General features: G+C 69.4%; 15 protein-coding genes and 1 pseudogene. 7 read left to right on the forward strand and 9 right to left on the reverse strand.

What is annotated here, in order from left to right; translation table 11 throughout:
* Together ACK4FB_RS05025 and ACK4FB_RS05030 are read left to right on the forward strand one after the other, a co-directional pair.
* Positions 1 to 832 (forward strand): aldehyde dehydrogenase family protein (locus ACK4FB_RS05025; RefSeq protein ID WP_409748575.1); only part of this gene is annotated, 832 nt, incomplete at its 5' end.
* A complete protein-coding gene (locus ACK4FB_RS05030) occupies positions 829 to 2163 on the forward strand; it encodes an N-succinylarginine dihydrolase (RefSeq protein WP_409748578.1) in 1335 nt (444 codons plus the stop codon). The genes ACK4FB_RS05025 and ACK4FB_RS05030, both read left to right, overlap by 4 nt.
* Positions 2164 to 2170: 7 nt before the next feature.
* Here the strand turns inward: ACK4FB_RS05030 and ACK4FB_RS05035 are convergent, their stop codons facing one another.
* Entirely contained in the window at positions 2171 to 2455 is a 285-nt protein-coding gene (locus tag ACK4FB_RS05035) for a hypothetical protein (protein ID WP_409748581.1), read from the reverse strand.
* A gap of 9 nt (positions 2456 to 2464) precedes the next feature.
* Positions 2465 to 3709 (reverse strand): Nramp family divalent metal transporter, encoded by a 1245-nt coding sequence (locus ACK4FB_RS05040; protein WP_409748584.1) that lies wholly within the window; start codon positions 3707 to 3709, stop codon positions 2465 to 2467.
* A 199-nt stretch (positions 3710 to 3908) separates the two neighbouring features.
* Here ACK4FB_RS05040 and ACK4FB_RS05045 point away from each other — a divergent pair, with 199 nt between their 5' ends.
* Positions 3909 to 5540 carry an alginate lyase family protein gene (locus ACK4FB_RS05045; RefSeq protein ID WP_409748586.1) on the forward strand — a complete coding sequence of 544 codons (1632 nt, stop codon included), beginning with the start codon at positions 3909 to 3911 and terminating at the stop codon, positions 5538 to 5540.
* Positions 5541 to 5547: 7 nt separating this feature from the next.
* Here the strand turns inward: ACK4FB_RS05045 and ACK4FB_RS05050 are convergent, their stop codons facing one another.
* Positions 5548 to 6579 (reverse strand): mechanosensitive ion channel family protein, encoded by a 1032-nt coding sequence (locus ACK4FB_RS05050; RefSeq protein ID WP_409748589.1) that lies wholly within the window; start codon positions 6577 to 6579, stop codon positions 5548 to 5550.
* A gap of 86 nt (positions 6580 to 6665) precedes the next feature.
* On the opposite strand from ACK4FB_RS05050, the gene queA reads away from it, so the two are divergent.
* The 3 genes from queA to ACK4FB_RS05065 are packed head-to-tail and all read left to right on the forward strand — an operon-like array spanning position 6666 to position 10808.
* Entirely contained in the window at positions 6666 to 7742 is a 1077-nt protein-coding gene (gene queA / locus ACK4FB_RS05055) for a tRNA preQ1(34) S-adenosylmethionine ribosyltransferase-isomerase QueA (protein ID WP_409748592.1), read from the forward strand.
* 27 nt (positions 7743 to 7769) lie between these two features.
* Positions 7770 to 8876: a tRNA guanosine(34) transglycosylase Tgt gene (gene tgt / locus ACK4FB_RS05060; RefSeq protein WP_409748595.1), complete on the forward strand. Its 1107-nt coding sequence runs from the start codon at positions 7770 to 7772 to the stop codon at positions 8874 to 8876.
* Positions 8877 to 8921: 45 nt separating this feature from the next.
* Positions 8922 to 10808 (forward strand): patatin-like phospholipase family protein, encoded by a 1887-nt coding sequence (locus ACK4FB_RS05065; RefSeq protein WP_409748598.1) that lies wholly within the window; start codon positions 8922 to 8924, stop codon positions 10806 to 10808.
* A 232-nt stretch (positions 10809 to 11040) separates the two neighbouring features.
* On the opposite strand, the pseudogene ACK4FB_RS05070 reads toward ACK4FB_RS05065, so the two are convergent.
* From ACK4FB_RS05070 to ACK4FB_RS05080, 3 genes and pseudogenes are all read right to left on the reverse strand, one after another.
* Positions 11041 to 11436, reverse strand: a pseudogene (locus ACK4FB_RS05070) (methyltransferase domain-containing protein); the annotation flags it as partial.
* Between the two features lie 258 nt (positions 11437 to 11694).
* Positions 11695 to 12336, reverse strand: a complete 642-nt coding sequence (locus ACK4FB_RS05075; RefSeq protein ID WP_409748601.1) for an exopolysaccharide biosynthesis protein — start codon at positions 12334 to 12336, stop codon at positions 11695 to 11697.
* A gap of 75 nt (positions 12337 to 12411) precedes the next feature.
* Complete coding sequence (locus ACK4FB_RS05080; RefSeq protein WP_409748604.1) at positions 12412 to 12600, reverse strand: DUF3008 family protein; 189 nt, start codon at positions 12598 to 12600, stop codon at positions 12412 to 12414.
* Between the two features lie 132 nt (positions 12601 to 12732).
* Here ACK4FB_RS05080 and ACK4FB_RS05085 point away from each other — a divergent pair, with 132 nt between their 5' ends.
* Entirely contained in the window at positions 12733 to 13977 is a 1245-nt protein-coding gene (locus ACK4FB_RS05085; RefSeq protein WP_409748607.1) for a S41 family peptidase, read from the forward strand.
* Positions 13978 to 13995: 18 nt separating this feature from the next.
* On the opposite strand, the gene ACK4FB_RS05090 is transcribed toward ACK4FB_RS05085, so the two are convergent.
* Genes ACK4FB_RS05090 through ACK4FB_RS05100 form a run of 3 tightly spaced genes read right to left on the reverse strand, consistent with a single transcriptional unit; the run spans position 13996 to position 17034 of the window.
* Entirely contained in the window at positions 13996 to 14595 is a 600-nt protein-coding gene (locus tag ACK4FB_RS05090; RefSeq protein WP_409748610.1) for a phosphohydrolase, read from the reverse strand.
* Positions 14592 to 15755 (reverse strand): isovaleryl-CoA dehydrogenase, encoded by a 1164-nt coding sequence (locus tag ACK4FB_RS05095; protein WP_409748613.1) that lies wholly within the window; start codon positions 15753 to 15755, stop codon positions 14592 to 14594. Before ACK4FB_RS05095 ends, ACK4FB_RS05090 begins: the two co-directional genes overlap by 4 nt.
* Before the next feature lie 43 nt (positions 15756 to 15798).
* Positions 15799 to 17034 carry a glycoside hydrolase family protein gene (locus ACK4FB_RS05100; protein ID WP_409748616.1) on the reverse strand — a complete coding sequence of 412 codons (1236 nt, stop codon included), beginning with the start codon at positions 17032 to 17034 and terminating at the stop codon, positions 15799 to 15801.
* Positions 17035 to 17061 lie beyond the last annotated feature (27 nt).

Consider the following 17061-nt stretch of genomic DNA (forward strand, 5'->3'; position numbering starts at 1 on the left):
AAGGCTAAACTCCTTCTTTTCACCCGGTCCGGTCCCCGCGGCCTCCCACTTCCGCAAGAAATTCGCCGACGATCCCCATGTCATCCTGGCGCTGGAGCTGGGCGGCAACAATCCGCTGGTGGTGTGGGACGCCGCCGACGCCGAGGCCGTGGCGGGCATCGTCATCCAGTCCGCCTTCATCACCACCGGCCAGCGCTGCTCCTGCGCTCGCCGCCTGATCGTGCCCGAAGGCGCCGCTGGTGACGCAATCATCGAGGCCGTCCGCGCCCTCGCCGACCGCCTGACCTTCGGTCCCTGGACCAGCGACGGCGAGGTCTACGGCGGCCCCCTGATCTCGGCCCGCGCCGCCGACGGCGCCCTGAAGGCCGTGGACGCCCTGATCGCCGGCGGCGCCCGCGTCATCCGCCCCTTCGGCCGCATCGAGGGCCTGTCCGACGCCTTCGTCACCCCGGGCATCCTCGACATGGCCGAAGCCCGCGACATCCCCGACGAGGAGATCTTCGCCCCGGTCCTGCAGGTGTATCGCGCCGCCGATTTCGACGCCGCCATGGCTCGCGCCAACGACACGCGCTACGGACTGTCCGCCGGTCTGGTCAGCGACGATCCGGCCCACTGGGAGCGCTTTCAGCGCCGCATCCGCGCGGGTGTGGTCAACTTCAACCGGCCCACCACGGGCGCGGCGGGCGACATGCCCTTCGGCGGCCTCGGCGCCAGCGGCAACCACCGCCCCAGCGCCTACTATGCGGCCGACTACTGCGCCTATCCCATGGCCAGCTTCGAGGCCGACGCCGTCTCGGACATCACGTCTGAAATCAAGGGATTGAGGTCATGACCTCAGCCTTCGAAGCCAATGCCGACGGCCTGATCGGCCCCACCCACTCCTATGCGGGCCTGTCCCCCGGCAATCTGGCCAGCGCGCTCAACAAGGGCGAGGCCTCCAACCCCCGCGCCGCCGTGCTGCAGGGCCTGCAGAAGATGAAGCTGCTGGCCGATCTGGGCGTGCCCCAGTTCGTCCTGCCGCCCCATGAGCGCCCCCACATCCCGTTCCTGCGCGGCCTCGGCTTCTCCGGCTCTGACAAGGCGGTGCTGGAGCAGGCGTGGCGCGCCGCGCCCAGCTTCGCCGCCGCCGCCTGCTCGGCCAGTTCCATGTGGGCCGCCAACGCCGCCACGGTGGCCCCCAGCGCCGACACCGAGGACCGCCGCGTCCACTTCACCCCGGCCAATCTGATCACCAACCTGCACCGGGGCCTCGAGGCGGAGCAGACCACCCGGGCCCTCAGAACCCTCTTCCCCGACCCGGACATCTTCAAGGTCCACGACCCCCTGCCCGCCGCCCCGCACCTGTCTGACGAGGGCGCCGCCAATCACGTGCGCCTGTGCGCCGACCACGGCGAGCCGGGCGTCAATCTGCTGGTCTGGGGCCGCGAGGCCTGGGAGGCCTGGGACGGCCCCTTCCCCGCCCGCCAGACCCGCGAGGCGTCCGAGGCGATCATCCGCCGCCACACCGCCAGCCGCCCTGTCCTGGCCCGCCAGAGCCGCGCCGCCATCGCCGGCGGCACCTTCCACAATGACGTGGTCTGCGTCGGCACGCGCGAGGCCCTGCTGTTCCACCAACTGGCCTTCGAGGACACGGCCGGCACAAAGGACGCCATCCGCCGCATGGCCGACGGCCTGTTCGAGCCGGTGTTCATCGAGATCAGCGACAGGGACCTGCCGCTGGCCGACGCCATCTCCAGCTATCTGTTCAACTCCATGCTGGTGACCCTGCCGGGCCGCGACCGCCTGACCCTGATCTGCCCCACCGAGACCCGCGACAACGACCGTTCGCGCGCCGTGGCCGAGACCCTGGTCTCCGGCAATGGCCCCATCGGCGCGGTGGAGTATGTGGATGTACGCCAGTCCATGCGGAACGGCGGCGGCCCCGCCTGCCTGCGTCTGCGCGTGGTGCTGACCGACGAGGAGCTGGACGCCGCCAACCCGGCCCAGCGCCTGACCGACGAGCTCTACGCCCGCCTCTCCATCTGGGCCGCCACCTGGTACCGGGATGCGCTGACCCCCGCCGACCTGGCCGACCCGGCCCTGCTGGACGAATCCCGCGGCGCCCTGGACGAACTCACCGAAATCCTCGACCTCGGCGGCGACTTTTATCCGTTCCAGAGGTGACCGAGCGTCAGTAGATTCGGTCGTCCACCCGGAGCACGAAGGGCTGGTCTTCGAGAGTTATAGTCTCATCCGGCGGTTTGTTCGCCGCAAGCTCCCGAATGAGAAAGATGGCGTTCTCCACTGCCTGAAAAGCCGTAGCACCGAAGATCGGGCGGCTGGGAACGAAGTCGTCGCTGCATTCGATACGCGCCTCCCAGGCATTCGCTAGCTGGCTACGCACCGGCGAATGGATAACCAGGGTCTCAAGCCGACGTTGATGAGCCTTGCCCATCTCAAGTTCGAATCTGAGCATTGTGTTCGCCTATCCCAGCAGCCCTAGCAACTCCTGCCCGGCCAGCACGCAGAACAGCGCCGCCGCCGCCGCCAGCATGCCGTTTGACAGCCAGCCGCTGCGCCATTCCTTCGGCGTCCGCGCGCTGTTCAGCAGCCAGATCAGCGTCAGGGCCAGGAACGGCATGAACAGCGCCCCCAGCACCCCGTAAGCCACGATCAGCCCGAACGGCCGCCCCAGAAACAGCAGCATCATGGGCGGGAAGGTCAGCCACAGCAGATAGCCCCGGAACGCCGGGCTTTTCTCGCCGCGCACCGCCTCGTCCCCTTGGCGCTTGGTCACATGGGCGAAGAAGTCCGCGAACATCAGGCTGACCCCGTGCCAGACCCCGATCAGCGACGAGAAGGTGGTGGCGAAGAAGCCGACCAGGAACAGGGTCCCCACCACATTGCCGAACCGCTCGCGCAGCACCTCGTCCAGGTCCAGCAGCCCCCGGTCCCCGCCCCCCAGCGCGATGCCGGCCGCGTAAAGGATCTCGGCCCCCACGATCAGCATGGCGATCACGAAAATGCCCGTGACGATATAGCCGACCCGATTGTCCAGCCGCATGACCCGGATCCACTCCGGTCCGCGCCAGCCCTTGGCCATGATCCAGTAGCCGTAGGCCGCCATGGTGATGGTGCCGCCCACCCCGCCGATCAGGCCCAGGGTGTAATAGGCCGCGCCCTCCGGCAGCATGGGGATCAGACCCCGCAGCATGGACGGAATGTCCGGGGTGACCAGCACCGCCAGCCCCACCACCGTGACGAACATCACCGCCACCAGGGCCGTCATGATCTTCTCGAACACGGGGTATGAATTGAACCAGACCAGCACCAGCCCCGCCACGCCCGCGATCATGGCCCAGGTGATCAGGTCGAACACAGGGAACAGGGCCGCCAGCGGCAGGGCCGCCGCCGTCATGCCCGTGGCCCCGTAGACAAAGCCCCAGATCACCACATAGACGCCGAAGTAGATGCTGGCCCACGGCCCCAGACTGGACCAGCCCTCAAAGATGGTGCGGCCGGTCGACAGGCTCCAGCGCCCCACCCCCTCCGCCAGGGCGATTTTCAGCAGGGTCCCGAGGATCGCCGCCCACAGCAGGGCGTAGCCGAACCGCGACCCCGCGATCAGGGTCGCCACCAGATCGCCCGCGCCCACCCCCGTGGCCGCCACCACGATGCCGGGGCCGAGCAGCTTCCAGCGGTTCTTCGGCGTGACGTCCTGATCCATCATCGATCCTCCATTTTCGGAACCTGCAACGCTTCGCCCGGTGGCGCAATCTGCCCCGCTTGACTTCAGCACCCGACCTGCGCACCCAAAGCCACGGGCCGCCATGGCCGCAGACCTCCCCTGGCCGCCGATGCCCCTGTCCCTTTTCAAACGCCGAATATCCGCCGTGGCCGCCGTCCCGCCCCTGACGGCGGAACAAGCCATGTGCATCAAGCTGCCGACCCAGTCCGAGAGCACCCGCCGTCAGGTGGAGCGTCAGGAACGCCGGGGCTGGCGTCCGCGCCCCGACCGGCCCGCCGTCCCCTTCACCCTGCCCTTCGACTGGGCGGCGGACCCCTTCGCGGACGCCAACTGGCGCTTCCAGCTCAACGCCTGGCGTCCGCTGGACGTCTATATCGGCCTGCATTGCCGGGGCGATGATCCGGCGGCCTACCGGTTTCTGATCGACGCCATGCTGGACTGGGGCCGTGCCGAAAGCCGGGGCCGGCGCAAGACCACCTTCTGGGGCGACATGGCGACCGGCATCCGCGCCGCCAAGCTCGCCTATGTCCTGAGCCAGCGCGCGTTCGCCCGGCAGAGCCCCCTGCGGCAGGCCGCCATCGTTCGCCTGGCCCGGCGCCATCTGGCGCGCCTGCGGGATCCCGCCTTCATCGCCCGGTCCAATCACGCCCTGGCCCAGATCCATGGCGCCGCGGCGCTGTGCCATGTGGCGCCCCACTGGCCGGAAGCCCGGGGCGGCAAGGCTTATGTCAACGACCTGCTGTCGCGCCTGCTGCTGAGCCAGTTCGGCCGGCGCGGCGTGCATCTGGAGCATTCCCCGGGCTATCACCTGTTCGCCCTGCGGGAGTTTCGGCGCATGGCCGAGACAGGCTGGTTCGACAGCGCCGATCTGGATCGCACCATCCGCGCCGCCGCGAAGGCCGCGCCCTGGTTCCTTTTTCCTGACGAAACCCTGTCAGCGGCAGGCGACTCCTCTCCGGTTCGCCGGCCCCTGCCCGCGCCTGTGGCCCAGGAGCGCATCGTCGGACGCCTGTTCCGCGAGGCCGGCTATGCGGTGGTGCGCGGCGCCTGGGGACAGTCGCCGAAACAGGCTCCCATGCTGCTGGTCACCTGCGGACACCACAGCAGCGTGCACAAGCATGCCGACGACCTGTCCTTCGAACTGTTCGAACAGGGCCGGCGGCTGTTTGTCGACGCCGGCAAGTACAGCTATTCCGCCGGTCCCATGCGCGACTTCTCCCTCAGCGCACGGGCGCACAACACCATTGATCTGGTCTGCGACAGGAATGACAACGGCCTCGGGGCCACGCCCCCTGCGGGTGGCGGCCTGAGCGCCATGCGGCGCAAGCGCTGGGGATGGTTCATCGCCGGACGCATAGAGCGGCCGGCCTTCGGCGTGACGCACGAGCGGCGCTTTCTCTATCGTCCCGGACAGTGGCTGATCCTGCTGGACCGGGTGACCGCTGACACGCCCCGCGAACTGACCGCATGGCTTCACCTTCACCCCCGTGTTCGGGCCGAGGCGGCCGAGGACGGATGGACGTGGAGAAACCTCGCCATCCGCCATGTGGCCGATCATCCCCTGACCCTGCGCCGCATCCGGGGTCAGGACGAGCCCCCACAGGGATGGATGGCCGCCGATTACCATAAGCGCGTGGCGAACGACGCCCTGGCGGCGGGATGGGTGGGCCAAGGGGGGCGACTGGCGACCATCATCCACCTCGGCCGCGGCGATCCCCCGCCGGAGGTCCGGCTGACCGATGACGATTTCGAGGTCGTCTGGCGGGGCGCCCGCCTCGCCCTTCCCCGAAACGGGGAAGGCGCGGACGCCTGAGGTCAGCTCAGTCCTTGGGCTCCGGCGCCTCGGCGGCTGACGGCTGCATCAGATCCTCGGCCGCGTCGTTTTCGCTGGTCCGGCCCGCCGGGGTGCTTGGCCGCCTTGCGGGGCGCGGACGGGGGGCCTTGCCCGTGCTCATCGCCTCCAGCGCCTCGTCGCCCTCGCGGCCGAACAGGCTGCGGATGCGCAGGTCGGTCTGCGGGAAGGGAATCTCGATCCCCGCCTGATCCAGCGCCTCGGCGATGGCCCAGGTGTAGGCGGCATGCATGGCCGCCGGACGCTTCACCGCATCCTGCGTCGGCCACACCAGCAGTTCGAAATCCAGCCCGCTTTCGCCGAAATTGACCAGCCAGACCTGACACTTGCGCGCCTCTGTTTCCGGCAGGGTAAAGGGCGAGGCCCGCGCCGCCGCCAGCACCACGTCGCGCACCTCGCCCCGATCCGCGCCATAGGCCACTGAAAAGGGAATATGGATGCGCCGGGTGTCGCCCTTCAGCGTCCAGTTGGTCAGGGGGTGCTCGATCAGCTGCGAGTTCGGCACCAGGATGTTGATGTTGTCATTGGTGCGGATGCGCGTGGCCCGGGGGCCGATCTCCATGATCGCGCCGCGCGCCCCGCCCTCCAGCTCCACATAGTCGCCGACGCTGACCATGCGGTCGAAGATCAGGAACACGCCCGAGACGAACTCCTTCACCACCCCCTGCAGGCCCAGCCCCACGCCGATGCCCAGCGCCCCGGCGAACACCGCCAGCGACGACAGGTTCAGCCCTGTCGCCGACAGGGCCAGCATCAGCCCGGTGACGATCAGGCCATAGCTGACCAGCTTCTCCAGCACATACAGCGACTGGGCGTTGCGGCTGGAGCGCGCGCGCACCCGCTTGATCCCTCGCGTGGCGGCCCACGCCAGCCCCAGCGCCACGGTCAGGATGATGGCGGCTGAGATCAGCCCCCCGGCGGTGATGGACGTGCCCGCCAGCCGGAACACCGGCGCGCTCTCAATCCTGTCCAGCGCCAGAAAGCTTCCCATGTCGGTCATGAGGGTCCAGCGCGCGAACTAAGGCCAAGGTTCCCGGCCTCACATGACCTTGACCCGCCGCCGCGCCCGTGGCCATTGCGCCGCCCATGCTGACCGCCGACTTCGATTTCGACCTGCCCGAGGACCGCATCGCCCTGCGGCCCGTCAGCCCGCGCGATTCCGCCCGGCTGATGGTGGTGAGGGGCGGTCGCATCGAGGACCGCATCGTGCGCGACCTGGCCGACCTGCTGCAGCCCGGCGACGCCCTCGTCTTCAACGACACCCGGGTCATTCCGGCCCGTCTGGACGGCGTGCGCGACCGCGACGGCCTGACCGTGCCGGTCGAGGCGACCCTGCACCAGCGCACCGCGCCCGACCGCTGGACCGCCTTCATGAAGCCCGGCAAGCGGCTCAAGCCCGACGACCGGGTGATGTTCGGCAAGACCGCCGACGGCGCCTGCCTGGCCGGACGGCTGGACGCCCGCGTGGTGGACAAGGGCGAGGACGGCCTGATCACCCTGGCCTTCGACCTGGCCGGCCCGGCGCTGGACGACGCCATCCGCGAGGCGGGCGTCATGCCCCTCCCCCCCTACATCGCCGCCAAACGGCCCGAGGACGACCGCGACCGCGTCGACTACCAGACCCTCTTCGCCCGTCACGACGGCTCGGTCGCCGCCCCCACGGCGGGCCTGCACTTCACGCCGGAGCTTATGACGGCGCTGGCGGCGCGCGGCGTCTCCACCCACGCCGTCACCCTGCACGTGGGCGCGGGCACCTTCCTGCCGGTGAAGGCCGACAACGTCGCCGACCACCGCATGCACGCCGAGACCGGCGAGATCTCGCCCGAGACCGCCGCTGCCCTCAACGCCGTGCGCGCGGCGGGCGGCCGCATCGTCTGCGTCGGCACCACCTCCCTGCGCCTGCTGGAAAGCGCGGCGGACGAGCACGGCGTCATTCGCCCCTTCAGCGAGGCCACCGCCATCTTCATCACCCCCGGCTACGCTTTTCGCGCCGCCGACGTGCTGATGACCAATTTCCACCTGCCGCGCTCGACCCTGTTCATGCTGGTCAGCGCCTTCGCCGGGACCGAAACCATGAAGGCCGCCTACGCCCATGCAGTGGACACCGGCTACCGCTTCTACTCCTACGGCGACGGCAGCCTGCTGTTTCGCGAGGGCCTATGACCCAAAACTCCGCTCGGCAGGTCTAGAATGTTCCCCTTCCACATCAACGCCACCGAAGGCGCCGCCCGCACCGGGGTGCTGAAGACCCCGCGCGGGGACATCCGCACGCCCGCCTTCATGCCCGTGGGCACCGCCGCCACGGTCAAGGCGCTCAGCGTCGATCAGGTGGCGTCCACCGGCGCCGACATCATTCTCGGCAACACCTACCACCTGATGCTGCGCCCCGGCGCCGAGCGGATGCAGCGGCTGGGCGGCCTGCACCGCTTCATGCGCTGGGACAAACCCATCCTCACCGACTCCGGCGGTTTCCAGGTCATGAGCCTGTCGGGCATCTCGAAGGTCACCGAGGAGGCCGTCACCTTCGCCAGCCACATCGACGGCTCGAAACACGTCCTGTCGCCGGAACGCTCCATCGAGATCCAGGCCGACTGCATCGGCTCGGACATCGTCATGCAACTGGACGAATGCGTCTCCTGGCCCGCCGAGGAAGACCGCGCCCGCAAGGCCATGGAGCTCTCCGCCCGCTGGGGCGCCCGGTCAAAGGTGGCCTTCGGCGACCGCGACGCCCAGGCCCTGTTCGGCATCCAGCAGGGCTCCACCTATGAGCACCTGCGCCGGGAATCCTCCGAACGCCTGATCGAGACCGGCTTCAACGGCTACGCCATCGGCGGCTTGGCCGTGGGCGAGGGCCATCAGGCCATGTGCGAGACCCTGGACCACTGCGTCGGCCATCTGCCGACCGAGCGGCCCCGCTATCTGATGGGCGTCGGCAAGCCGATCGATCTGGTGGAGGCCGTGGCGCGCGGCGTCGACATGTTCGACTGCGTCCTGCCCACCCGCTCGGGCCGCCACGGCCAGGCCTGGACCTGGGAAGGCCCCGTCAACCTCAAGAACGCCCGCTTCGCCGAGGATCAGGACCCCCTCTCCCCGGACGTCGACTGCCCCGCCAGCAACGCTTATTCAAAGGCTTACCTGCATCATCTTGTCAGATCGGATGAGATTTTGGGCCAGGTCCTGCTCAGCTGGCACAACATCGCCTTCTTCCAGGCCCTGACCGCCGCCATGCGCGCCGCCATCGCCGAAAACCGCTTCGACGCCTTCCGCCGCGATTTCCACGCCCGGCAGGCTCGTTAAGGACGTTACCTAAACCGAAACAAAATCCCGCTAGTCTCCACGGCCATGAACACGCCCCGCGACGCCAGTCTCGAAGCGGCCCTGGCCCACATCTTCGCCGCCGAGGGCGAGACGCGGGCCAGCTGGTTCGCCCTCACCGGCGGCGAGCGCCTGTTCACCGCCGGCCAGCCCGCCGACACCCTCTATCTGGTCCGCTCCGGCCGCCTCGGCGTGTTCCGTCATCAGGAGAGCGAAACCGGGAGCCAGTTTCTGGGCGTCATCCGCCCCGGGGAACCGGCCGGCGAGATGTCCCTGATCGCCGGCACGCCCCACACCGCCACCGCCGTGGCGCTGCGCGACAGCGAGATTCTGGCCCTGCCCCGCGAGGCCTTCCTCGACGCCGCCCGCTCCCATCCCGAGGTGATGGTCGAACTGGCCAGCCTGATGGTGCGTCGCTCGCGCGAGACCGCCCCCCGCGCCGCCGACCCCAGCGTGTTCGGCTTCATCTCGGCCCGCGAACAGCCGATCCGCGAGTTCGTCGAGCGGGTGCGCGACCAGATCGGCCGCCTGGGCTTTACCGCCCGCGTCATCGATTCCTCGGCCCTGAACTCCGCCGCCGAGTGGCTGTCCCTGATTGAACAGACGCACGATTTCGTCCTGTACTGCGCCGAACAGGATGAAGCCGCCTGGGCCGGCCTGTGCGCCCGTCAGGTGGACCGCCTGTTCGTGGTGGGCGACATGGGCGGCCCCGCCCGCATGCCGCCGGTCCAGCGCAGCGGCTCGCTGGAGGAGCATCAGCTCACCGACCTGATCCTGCTGCGTCCCGCCGACGGCCCGCCGCCCCGCGACACCGCCCGCTGGCTCAAGGCCGTCGACCCCGCCCGCTGGTTCCACATCCGAGAGGGGCTGGCCGATGACGAGGCCCGGGTGGCCCGCGTCCTGACCGCCACCTGCGTCGGTCTGGTCCTGTCCGGCGGCGGCGCCCGCGCCTACGCCCACCTGGGCGCCATCGCCGCCCTGCGCGAGGCGGGGGTGCCGTTCGACTTCGTGGGCGGCTCCTCCATGGGCGCGGTCATCGGCGCGGGCGTGGCCCTGGGCTGGAGCCAGAAGGAGCTGGAAGACCGCATCCGCACGGCCTTTGTCGAGCACAGCCCCCTGTCCGACATCGCCTTCCCCATCGTCGCCATGACCCATGGGCGCAAGGTCAACCAGCTGCTGATCGACGCCTATGGCGACATCGACATCGCCGACCTGCCCCTGCCCTTCTTCTGCGGCTCGTCGAACCTCACGGCCAACAGCTATGTGGTGCACCGCCGCGGCATGCTGCGGCAGGCCCTGCGCGCTTCCATATCCTTGCCGGGCGTCCTGCCGCCTGCGGTGATCGACGGTCAGGTGCTGGTGGACGGCGCGGTGCTGCGCAACCTGCCCGCCGACGTCATGCGCGGCTGGCAGCCCGGCCCCGTGGTCGCCGTGGACGTCTCTCGCACCCACACCGTTGACCCCAGCGTGCTTGAAAACCCCAAGACCTGGTGGCGCTGGATCCTCTCCGGCGACTGGAAGAAGGGCCCGCCCATCGTCTCCATCCTGATGCGCTCGGCCACCATCACCAGCGCCGCTGACCTGGCCGAGTCCCGCGCCGCCACCGACCTGTTGGTCATGCCCGAACTGGGCGGCGTCGAGATCCGCGACTGGAAAGCCTTCGAGCCCGCCATCAAGGCCGGCTGGACCGCCGCTGCGGCGGCCCTGGCGGACCTTGAGGGGCCCGTCACCCACCTGCGCCTGCGCCGGGCACGCAAGGCCGCTCTCAGCGTCGCGCGATCACGAACAGCCTCGGAAACGGCATCAGGGTCGTCCCGTCTGCCCGCCTCGGGAAAGCCGCCGAAAGCCGCGCCGAAAGCGCCGAAAGAAAAGCGGCCTGCAGCGCGCCGGAAAGCGCCGTCAGATACGGCCTGAGGGCCGTCCCCTTCATCCACTCCAGCACCGCGTCCTCCCCGTCCAGCACCTGCAGATAGGTGGTCGACCAGAGGTCGATGTCCGCACAGACGCCCGCCAGCGCGTCGTAATAGCCCTCGGGCGCCAGCAGCGGTCCAATGGTGTCGACACCCTCCAGCGCCCCCGCCCATGGCCCCTCTGCCGCCGTCTCGCGCATGATCGTGTGATGCCGCGTCTCGAACGCCATCGGCATCTGGCAGGCGAACACCCCGCCCGGCGCCAGCAGCGCCGCGATGCGCCCGAACAGCGCCCCATGGTCCGGCAGCCACTGCAGCGACGCATTGGCCAGGATCAGGTCCACGGGCCGCTCCGGCGCCCACGCCCCCGCGTCGCCCTCTATCCAGTCCACCGCATCCGGCAAGGCCCGCGCCCGCGCCAGCATATCAGCGCTGGAATCCAGCCCGTGCACCCGCGCCTGCGGCCAGCGCCGCTTCATCATGGCCGCATGCTCGCCCGTACCGCAGCCCAGATCCCAGATCTCGCCCGGATCGACGTCCGGCAACCGGCTCAGCAGATCCAGCGCCGCCCGGTCCCGCTGGGCGCGAAACCGCTGATACTGGTCGGGGTCCCAGGCGGGCGCGTCGATCACGAAACAGTCACCATGCGGAAGAACCCCTTGCGAAGTCGCTGTTCGCTTCTAACCTCGTGAGTCCCAGTACAACAGCTGAAAGGAGGTGATCCGGTGTCTCATTGTCACTCGACGCTAGCGGAGATCGGAACCCGGACCTCTTGCGAGGCCCGCGCCTGACCTTTCAGGCAAGGATCTGATCGGCCGCTTTGCGGTCCGACAATGCGAGGCCGCCGGCGCGATCCGGCGGCCTCAATTGGTTCTGGAACGCCCGTGCTTCTAGAACGCCCGCCCGGCCCAGTCGCCGATCGCCGCGACCGCCGCCGTCACCGCCGCCCACACCAGGAACAGATAGATCACGCAGGCCACGGCCCCCAGCGCCCCCAGCAGGATCGCCACCCCGTCCCGCTGCATCACGCCCAGTCCCAGCACGATCAGGGTCACGCCCGGCAACAGGTCGCCGAACGGCACCGGCAAGGCCATCATCACCGCCAGGAACACACAGGTCAGCCCCGTGACCACGTCGGCGATCTCGCCCGTCAGCCACGGCATTCGGGGCTTTGAAAGCCGCTCCACGAACCGGATTGGCGCCATCAACCGCCTCAGCGCCTGCGCGAATGTCTCCCGCGACAGGCTTCGGCTCAGGGTCCAGGCGGGCAGCCACACCCGGTCCCGCTGAAACGCCAGTTCCAGCGCCAGCAGGATGATGGGAATGCTCAGGATCGCCTTGGACCCCGGCGGCCACGGAAACAGGCTGATCAGGGCGACGATCAGGATCAGCGCCCCGAACCCCCGCTCCCCGAACGCCTCCACGATCTCGCCCAGGGTCACCTTCGGGCCCGGACGGCGCGCCAGATCCTCCAGAACCTCCGAAAAGGTCCGGCGATGCTCGGGCGGAGCGGTCAGGGCCGTCGACGTCATCAGGCGTCCGTCATGGGCGGGGGACGCCGGGCCGATCCCGCCGTCCGGCCACAGATGGGACGCCGGCGCGAACCGTCAACTCTTGCTCTTGTGCTCGGGTTTGTCCTTGCGCGAGGTGGAGGCCATCTTCTCCAGCTCCGTCTCGCTCATGGACTCGACCATCGACTTCGATGCGCCCTGAAGCTTGGATTTCGGCGTGTCCCCGCGCTTTGCCGACAACGCGGCCCCGGCGGCTTTCTGCTGTGCTGCGGATTTTGCGGGCATGGGCGGGCTCCTTGCTGAAAGCAAAACCAGCAAAGGCGGGGCTTGTTCCGGCGGCGTCGCCTTACCGGAAATTCATTGGTGGCCGACGCGGCGTGACCGCAGAAAGGAAGCGCTCTCATCAGGAAAGCCCCCATGCGCCAGCCTCTCGCCATCCTCGCCGCCATCGCCCTGATGACCGGGTCCGCTCATGCCCAGACCCGGGACTACGCCGCCGTCTTCGAGGGGCTGGATCAGGCCGTGCGCGCCAACTATTACGACCCGCGCTTCGGCGGCCATGACTGGAACGCGATCAGCGCCCGGTATCGCGACCGTGTGGCCGGCGTTCGCAGCGACGCGGAGTTTCAGCGTCTGGGCCGAGAGATGCTGGGCGAACTGGGCGTCTCCCATGTGGCCGTGCACCTGCCCGGCCAGGCCGGTCCCACCATGGGCCTCGGTGCCCTTTGGGAGGAGATCGACGGACATCCCGTGATCGTGGAAATCGACCCGGCCTCCGGCGCGCGGGCCGCGGGGCTCAGGATCGGCGATCGCATCCTCGACGCGGCCGCCATTCGCGGCCCCCGCGATCAGCCCGCCCTGCTGGAGGTGGAGCGCTGCGACGGCGCGCGGGCGGCCCTCTCGGTTCCTCGCGAATCGGCCTTCTGGCCCCCTCGCGAGCGGACGATTTCATGGAGCACTCTGCGGCGCGGCGACGGCCGGTCGGTGGGCTACATCCGGGCCGACCGTTTCGGGGACGACGCCGCCGGGCTGATCGACGCCGCCATGGCGGCCGTGAGTCGCACGGACGGTCTGCTCATCGACATTCGCAACAACAGCGGCGGCAACGCCTCGGCCCTGCGCCTGCTGGCCTATTTCGCCGAGGCCGGCCCCGGCGTGGCCCTGCTGTCCCGGCCCTATCTGGAAACCCTGAACGGCCCGGTTGGTCCGGGGGATGTTGCGACGATCCACCAGGTGCATGGCGCCTACACCACCGAGGCGGTGTTTCAGGCCGTGACCGACGGCCGGGGCGCGGTCATGCTGATGATCGAGGACATCGGCGACCTCCGATACGACAAGCCGGTCGTCGTCCTGATCGGCCCCGAGACCGGCAGCGCGGCCGAAGGCTTCGCCTGGGGCGCGCGGGAACAGACCGACGCCGTTCTGGTGGGGCGGCCCAGCGCCGGCGCCCTGCTCAGTTCGGATCGCTTCGACCTGCCCGAAGGCTGGGCCGTGACCCTGCCGGTGCACGGCACATGGGGACCGGACGGCCGGGATTACGGCGATCAGGTCGTGCCGCCGCACATCGAGACGGTCCGGACCCGCGAAGCCATCTGCCGCAACGAGGACGCGGACCTGGCCGCGGCGATCCAGACGCTGGAGGCTGCCTGGGCCAGGCCCTAATCCGGCAGCTCCGCCCGATCAGCTCAGGACGGCGATGGAGGCCGCAACATTGGACCGGGCCCCGGCTTCGAAGCGGTCACGTCCCCAATCACTGAAATACAGCGTCGGGCGCTCCAGAAAACGTTCCAGAATTCCCCGCCTCGCCGCCCGGAACAGGTCTTCGGGCACAAAGGCGTACTCATCGCGTATGGCGCGCTCGTACCCCTCGAAAACCGCTGGCGCGGCGCCGAGGATGGAAAGGTCCATGTCGAGGAACTCGGCCATGTCGCTTCGATCGGTCTCAGAGAGATTGTCCGCCAGCCCGTGGGCGGCGGTGGCCTCGATCATCCTGACGGCGCGCAGCCGCGTGTCGTCCGCCACGTCAGGAAGATCGGCATCCTGAAGAAGCTGCGCGCTCTGCGCTTCGTTGTCGGGGCGCGCCGGATCGTAGACCGCGTCGTGGAACAGGATCGCCAGCTCGACCGCGGCCGGGTCGTGCAGGTGATCTCGCCGCAACGCCAACCAGCCAAGCATGGCCTCGATGTGCGCCCATGTATGGTAGTGGCGATGCGGCTCGGCATAGCGGTTTCGAAGGTCCGCAAGGACGTCCTCGGGCGCTATGCCGATCATGGCGGTCACGCCCCCAGCAGCTCCCGCCCGATCAGGAAGCGCCGGATCTCGTTGGTCCCCGCGCCGATGTCGTACAGCTTGGCGTCGCGCACCAGCCGCTCCACCGGCCATTCCTTGGTATAGCCGGCGCCGCCCAGGGCCTGGACGGCCTCCAGCGACACCTTCACCGCGTTCTCGCTGGCCAGCAGGATGGCGCCCGCCGCGTCATAGCGGGTGGTCTGGCCCGCGTCGCACGCCCGCGCCACCGCATAGACATAGGTCCGCGCCGAGTTCAGGGCCACGTACATGTCGGCCACCTTGGCCTGCATCAGCTGGAACGAGCCGATGGGCTTTCCGAACTGCTTGCGCTCGCGCACATAGGGCAACACCACGTCCAGCGCCGCCTGCATGATGCCCAGCGGTCCGGCCGCCAGCACCGCGCGCTCATAGTCCAGGCCGGACATCAGCACCGCCGCGCCGCGCCCCTCGCCGCCCATGATGTTCTCTTCCGGCACCTCGCAGTCCTCGAACACCAGCTCCGCCGTGTCCGAGCCGCGCATGCCCATCTTGTCCAGCTTCTTCGAGACGCTGAACCCCTTCATGCCCTTCTCGATCAGGAAGGCGGTGACCCCGCCGTTGCCCTCGCCGGTGCGGGCATAGACCACCAGGGTCTCGGCCGAGGGCGCATTGGTGATCCAGAATTTCGTGCCGTTCAGCACATAGCGGTCGCCCTTCTTCTCGGCCCGCGTTTTCATGGACATGACGTCCGAGCCTGACCCCGCCTCGGACATGGCCAGCGAACCCACGTGCTCACCGGAAATCAGCCCCGGCAGATATTTGCGCTTCTGCTCTTCGGTGCCCCAGCGGCGGATCTGGTTCACGCACAGGTTCGAGTGGGCGCCATAGGACAGCCCGATGGAGGCCGAGGCGCGGCTCACCTCCTCCATGGCCACCACATGCTCAAGGTATCCCAGCCCCAGTCCGCCGTGTTCTTCCTCCACGGTGATGCCGTGCAGGCCCAGTTCGCCCATCTCGGGCCACAGGTCGCGGGCGAAGGTGTTGGTCTCGTCGATCTCGGCGGCGCGCGGCGCCAGCCGGTCTGCGGCCCAGCGGGCGGTGGTCTCGCGGATCATGTCCGCGTTCTCGCCGAGGCCGAAATTCATCGATTGGGGGGCGTTGGGAATGCTCATGGCCAGCGGGGTAGCACCGCCCGGCCCGTTCGCAAAGCCGCGCTCAGCCCTCGCCGCGCCCGCCGCGTCGCAGATACAGATTGTAGGCGGCGATCCCCACGCAAAGGGCCCCGATCACCGCCAGCACGCCCGCCGCGATGGTGGTCTGGTCCAGTCCGGACGACCCGGGCCGGTCCGCCGCCATGGTGAAGCCGACCACCGCCGCTCCGAACGCGGTCAGGCCCACGGCGCCCATGCCCGCAAAGGCGCCGGTCTCGCTCCAGTCCAGCCGTCCGCGCCGTTCGGGCTCGAAGGATTCCGGCATGAACACGGGCTGGCCGCCCGCGCGCAGGGCGGGGTCATCCACGAACAGCGGCTGCGTCTCCACCGGGGCGTCCGTACGGGTCTCTTCGGGCCAGACCTCGCGTGCAGGCGGCTCCGGCTCCACCTCCGGCGGCGGGGTCAGGACCAGAACCCCCTCCCCCGGACCAGAGCCACGGGTGGCTGCGGGTGTCTCAATACCGAACGTATGCAGGCTGGTCGTGGGCGCCACGGCGTAAGGGGAATAGCGCTGCATCGCCATGACCGTCGCCGCGGCCGAAACCTGGGCCCCCTCGCCGTTCTCATTGGCCGGGTCCATGACGGGGGCAGCCTCCGGCCCGGGTTCGGCGCCTGCGTCGTCCGGCTGCGCCGAAAACGTCGGCGTCACCACCGGCGCCTCGTCCGCAGGCGCAGGTGCAGTCGACGCCTCCACCTCCGGTTCAACCTCAACTTCAGCCGGAGGGTCCTCCGTCGGCGCCGGAACCGGCGCGCTCATCAGAGCCGCCAGATCCGCCTCCCGCCCGGGATCGGCCCGGAACAGGGCGCTCTCGGCCGCGCGGCGGCGGGCCGCCGGATCGGGCGCGGGCGTCAGCGCCGGGGCGTCACAGGCGCCCAGGGCGCGCGCGGCGTCCTCCGGCTCGCCCGCATTGACCCACGTCAGCACGTCGGACTCCAGAAACCGCTCCAGCCCCACGGCCTGACCAAAGCTGGCCAGGGCGTCCACCTGATGGAGATTGAGCGGCAGGGTCACCCGCTCCGCAATGGCGTTCAGGATGGGCAGCAGATCGTACTGCAGCAGCAGTTCGGCCTCGGTCGCATCGACCGTGGCGCCCTCGCGCGCCGACAACGTATGCCCGTGGCCCACGACCCAGCGGCCGTCCGCCAGCCTTTCGGCGCGCGGCCTGAAGCCCTCGAAGCTCTTGATGAGCTCCAGGCCCCGGCGGGACACCTTCAGCTTCGGCTTGTCGATCTGCGACAAAGGTCCTGACCCAGAATGAGACGGGCG

This window comes from Brevundimonas sp. (assembly GCF_046299535.1).
GTDB lineage: Bacteria > Pseudomonadota > Alphaproteobacteria > Caulobacterales > Caulobacteraceae > Brevundimonas.

Coding starts and splice junctions, on each gene's coding strand:
- ACK4FB_RS05030 (WP_409748578.1), top strand. CDS start 829: ATGACCTCAGCCTTCGAAGCCAATGCCGACGGCCTGATCGGCCCCACC.
- ACK4FB_RS05035 (WP_409748581.1), bottom strand. CDS start 2,455: ATGCTCAGATTCGAACTTGAGATGGGCAAGGCTCATCAACGTCGGCTT.
- ACK4FB_RS05040 (WP_409748584.1), bottom strand. CDS start 3,709: ATGATGGATCAGGACGTCACGCCGAAGAACCGCTGGAAGCTGCTCGGC.
- ACK4FB_RS05045 (WP_409748586.1), top strand. CDS start 3,909: ATGTGCATCAAGCTGCCGACCCAGTCCGAGAGCACCCGCCGTCAGGTG.
- ACK4FB_RS05050 (WP_409748589.1), bottom strand. CDS start 6,579: ATGACCGACATGGGAAGCTTTCTGGCGCTGGACAGGATTGAGAGCGCG.
- queA (WP_409748592.1), top strand. CDS start 6,666: ATGCTGACCGCCGACTTCGATTTCGACCTGCCCGAGGACCGCATCGCC.
- tgt (WP_409748595.1), top strand. CDS start 7,770: ATGTTCCCCTTCCACATCAACGCCACCGAAGGCGCCGCCCGCACCGGG.
- ACK4FB_RS05065 (WP_409748598.1), top strand. CDS start 8,922: ATGAACACGCCCCGCGACGCCAGTCTCGAAGCGGCCCTGGCCCACATC.
- ACK4FB_RS05075 (WP_409748601.1), bottom strand. CDS start 12,336: ATGACGTCGACGGCCCTGACCGCTCCGCCCGAGCATCGCCGGACCTTT.
- ACK4FB_RS05080 (WP_409748604.1), bottom strand. CDS start 12,600: ATGCCCGCAAAATCCGCAGCACAGCAGAAAGCCGCCGGGGCCGCGTTG.
- ACK4FB_RS05085 (WP_409748607.1), top strand. CDS start 12,733: ATGCGCCAGCCTCTCGCCATCCTCGCCGCCATCGCCCTGATGACCGGG.
- ACK4FB_RS05095 (WP_409748613.1), bottom strand. CDS start 15,755: ATGAGCATTCCCAACGCCCCCCAATCGATGAATTTCGGCCTCGGCGAG.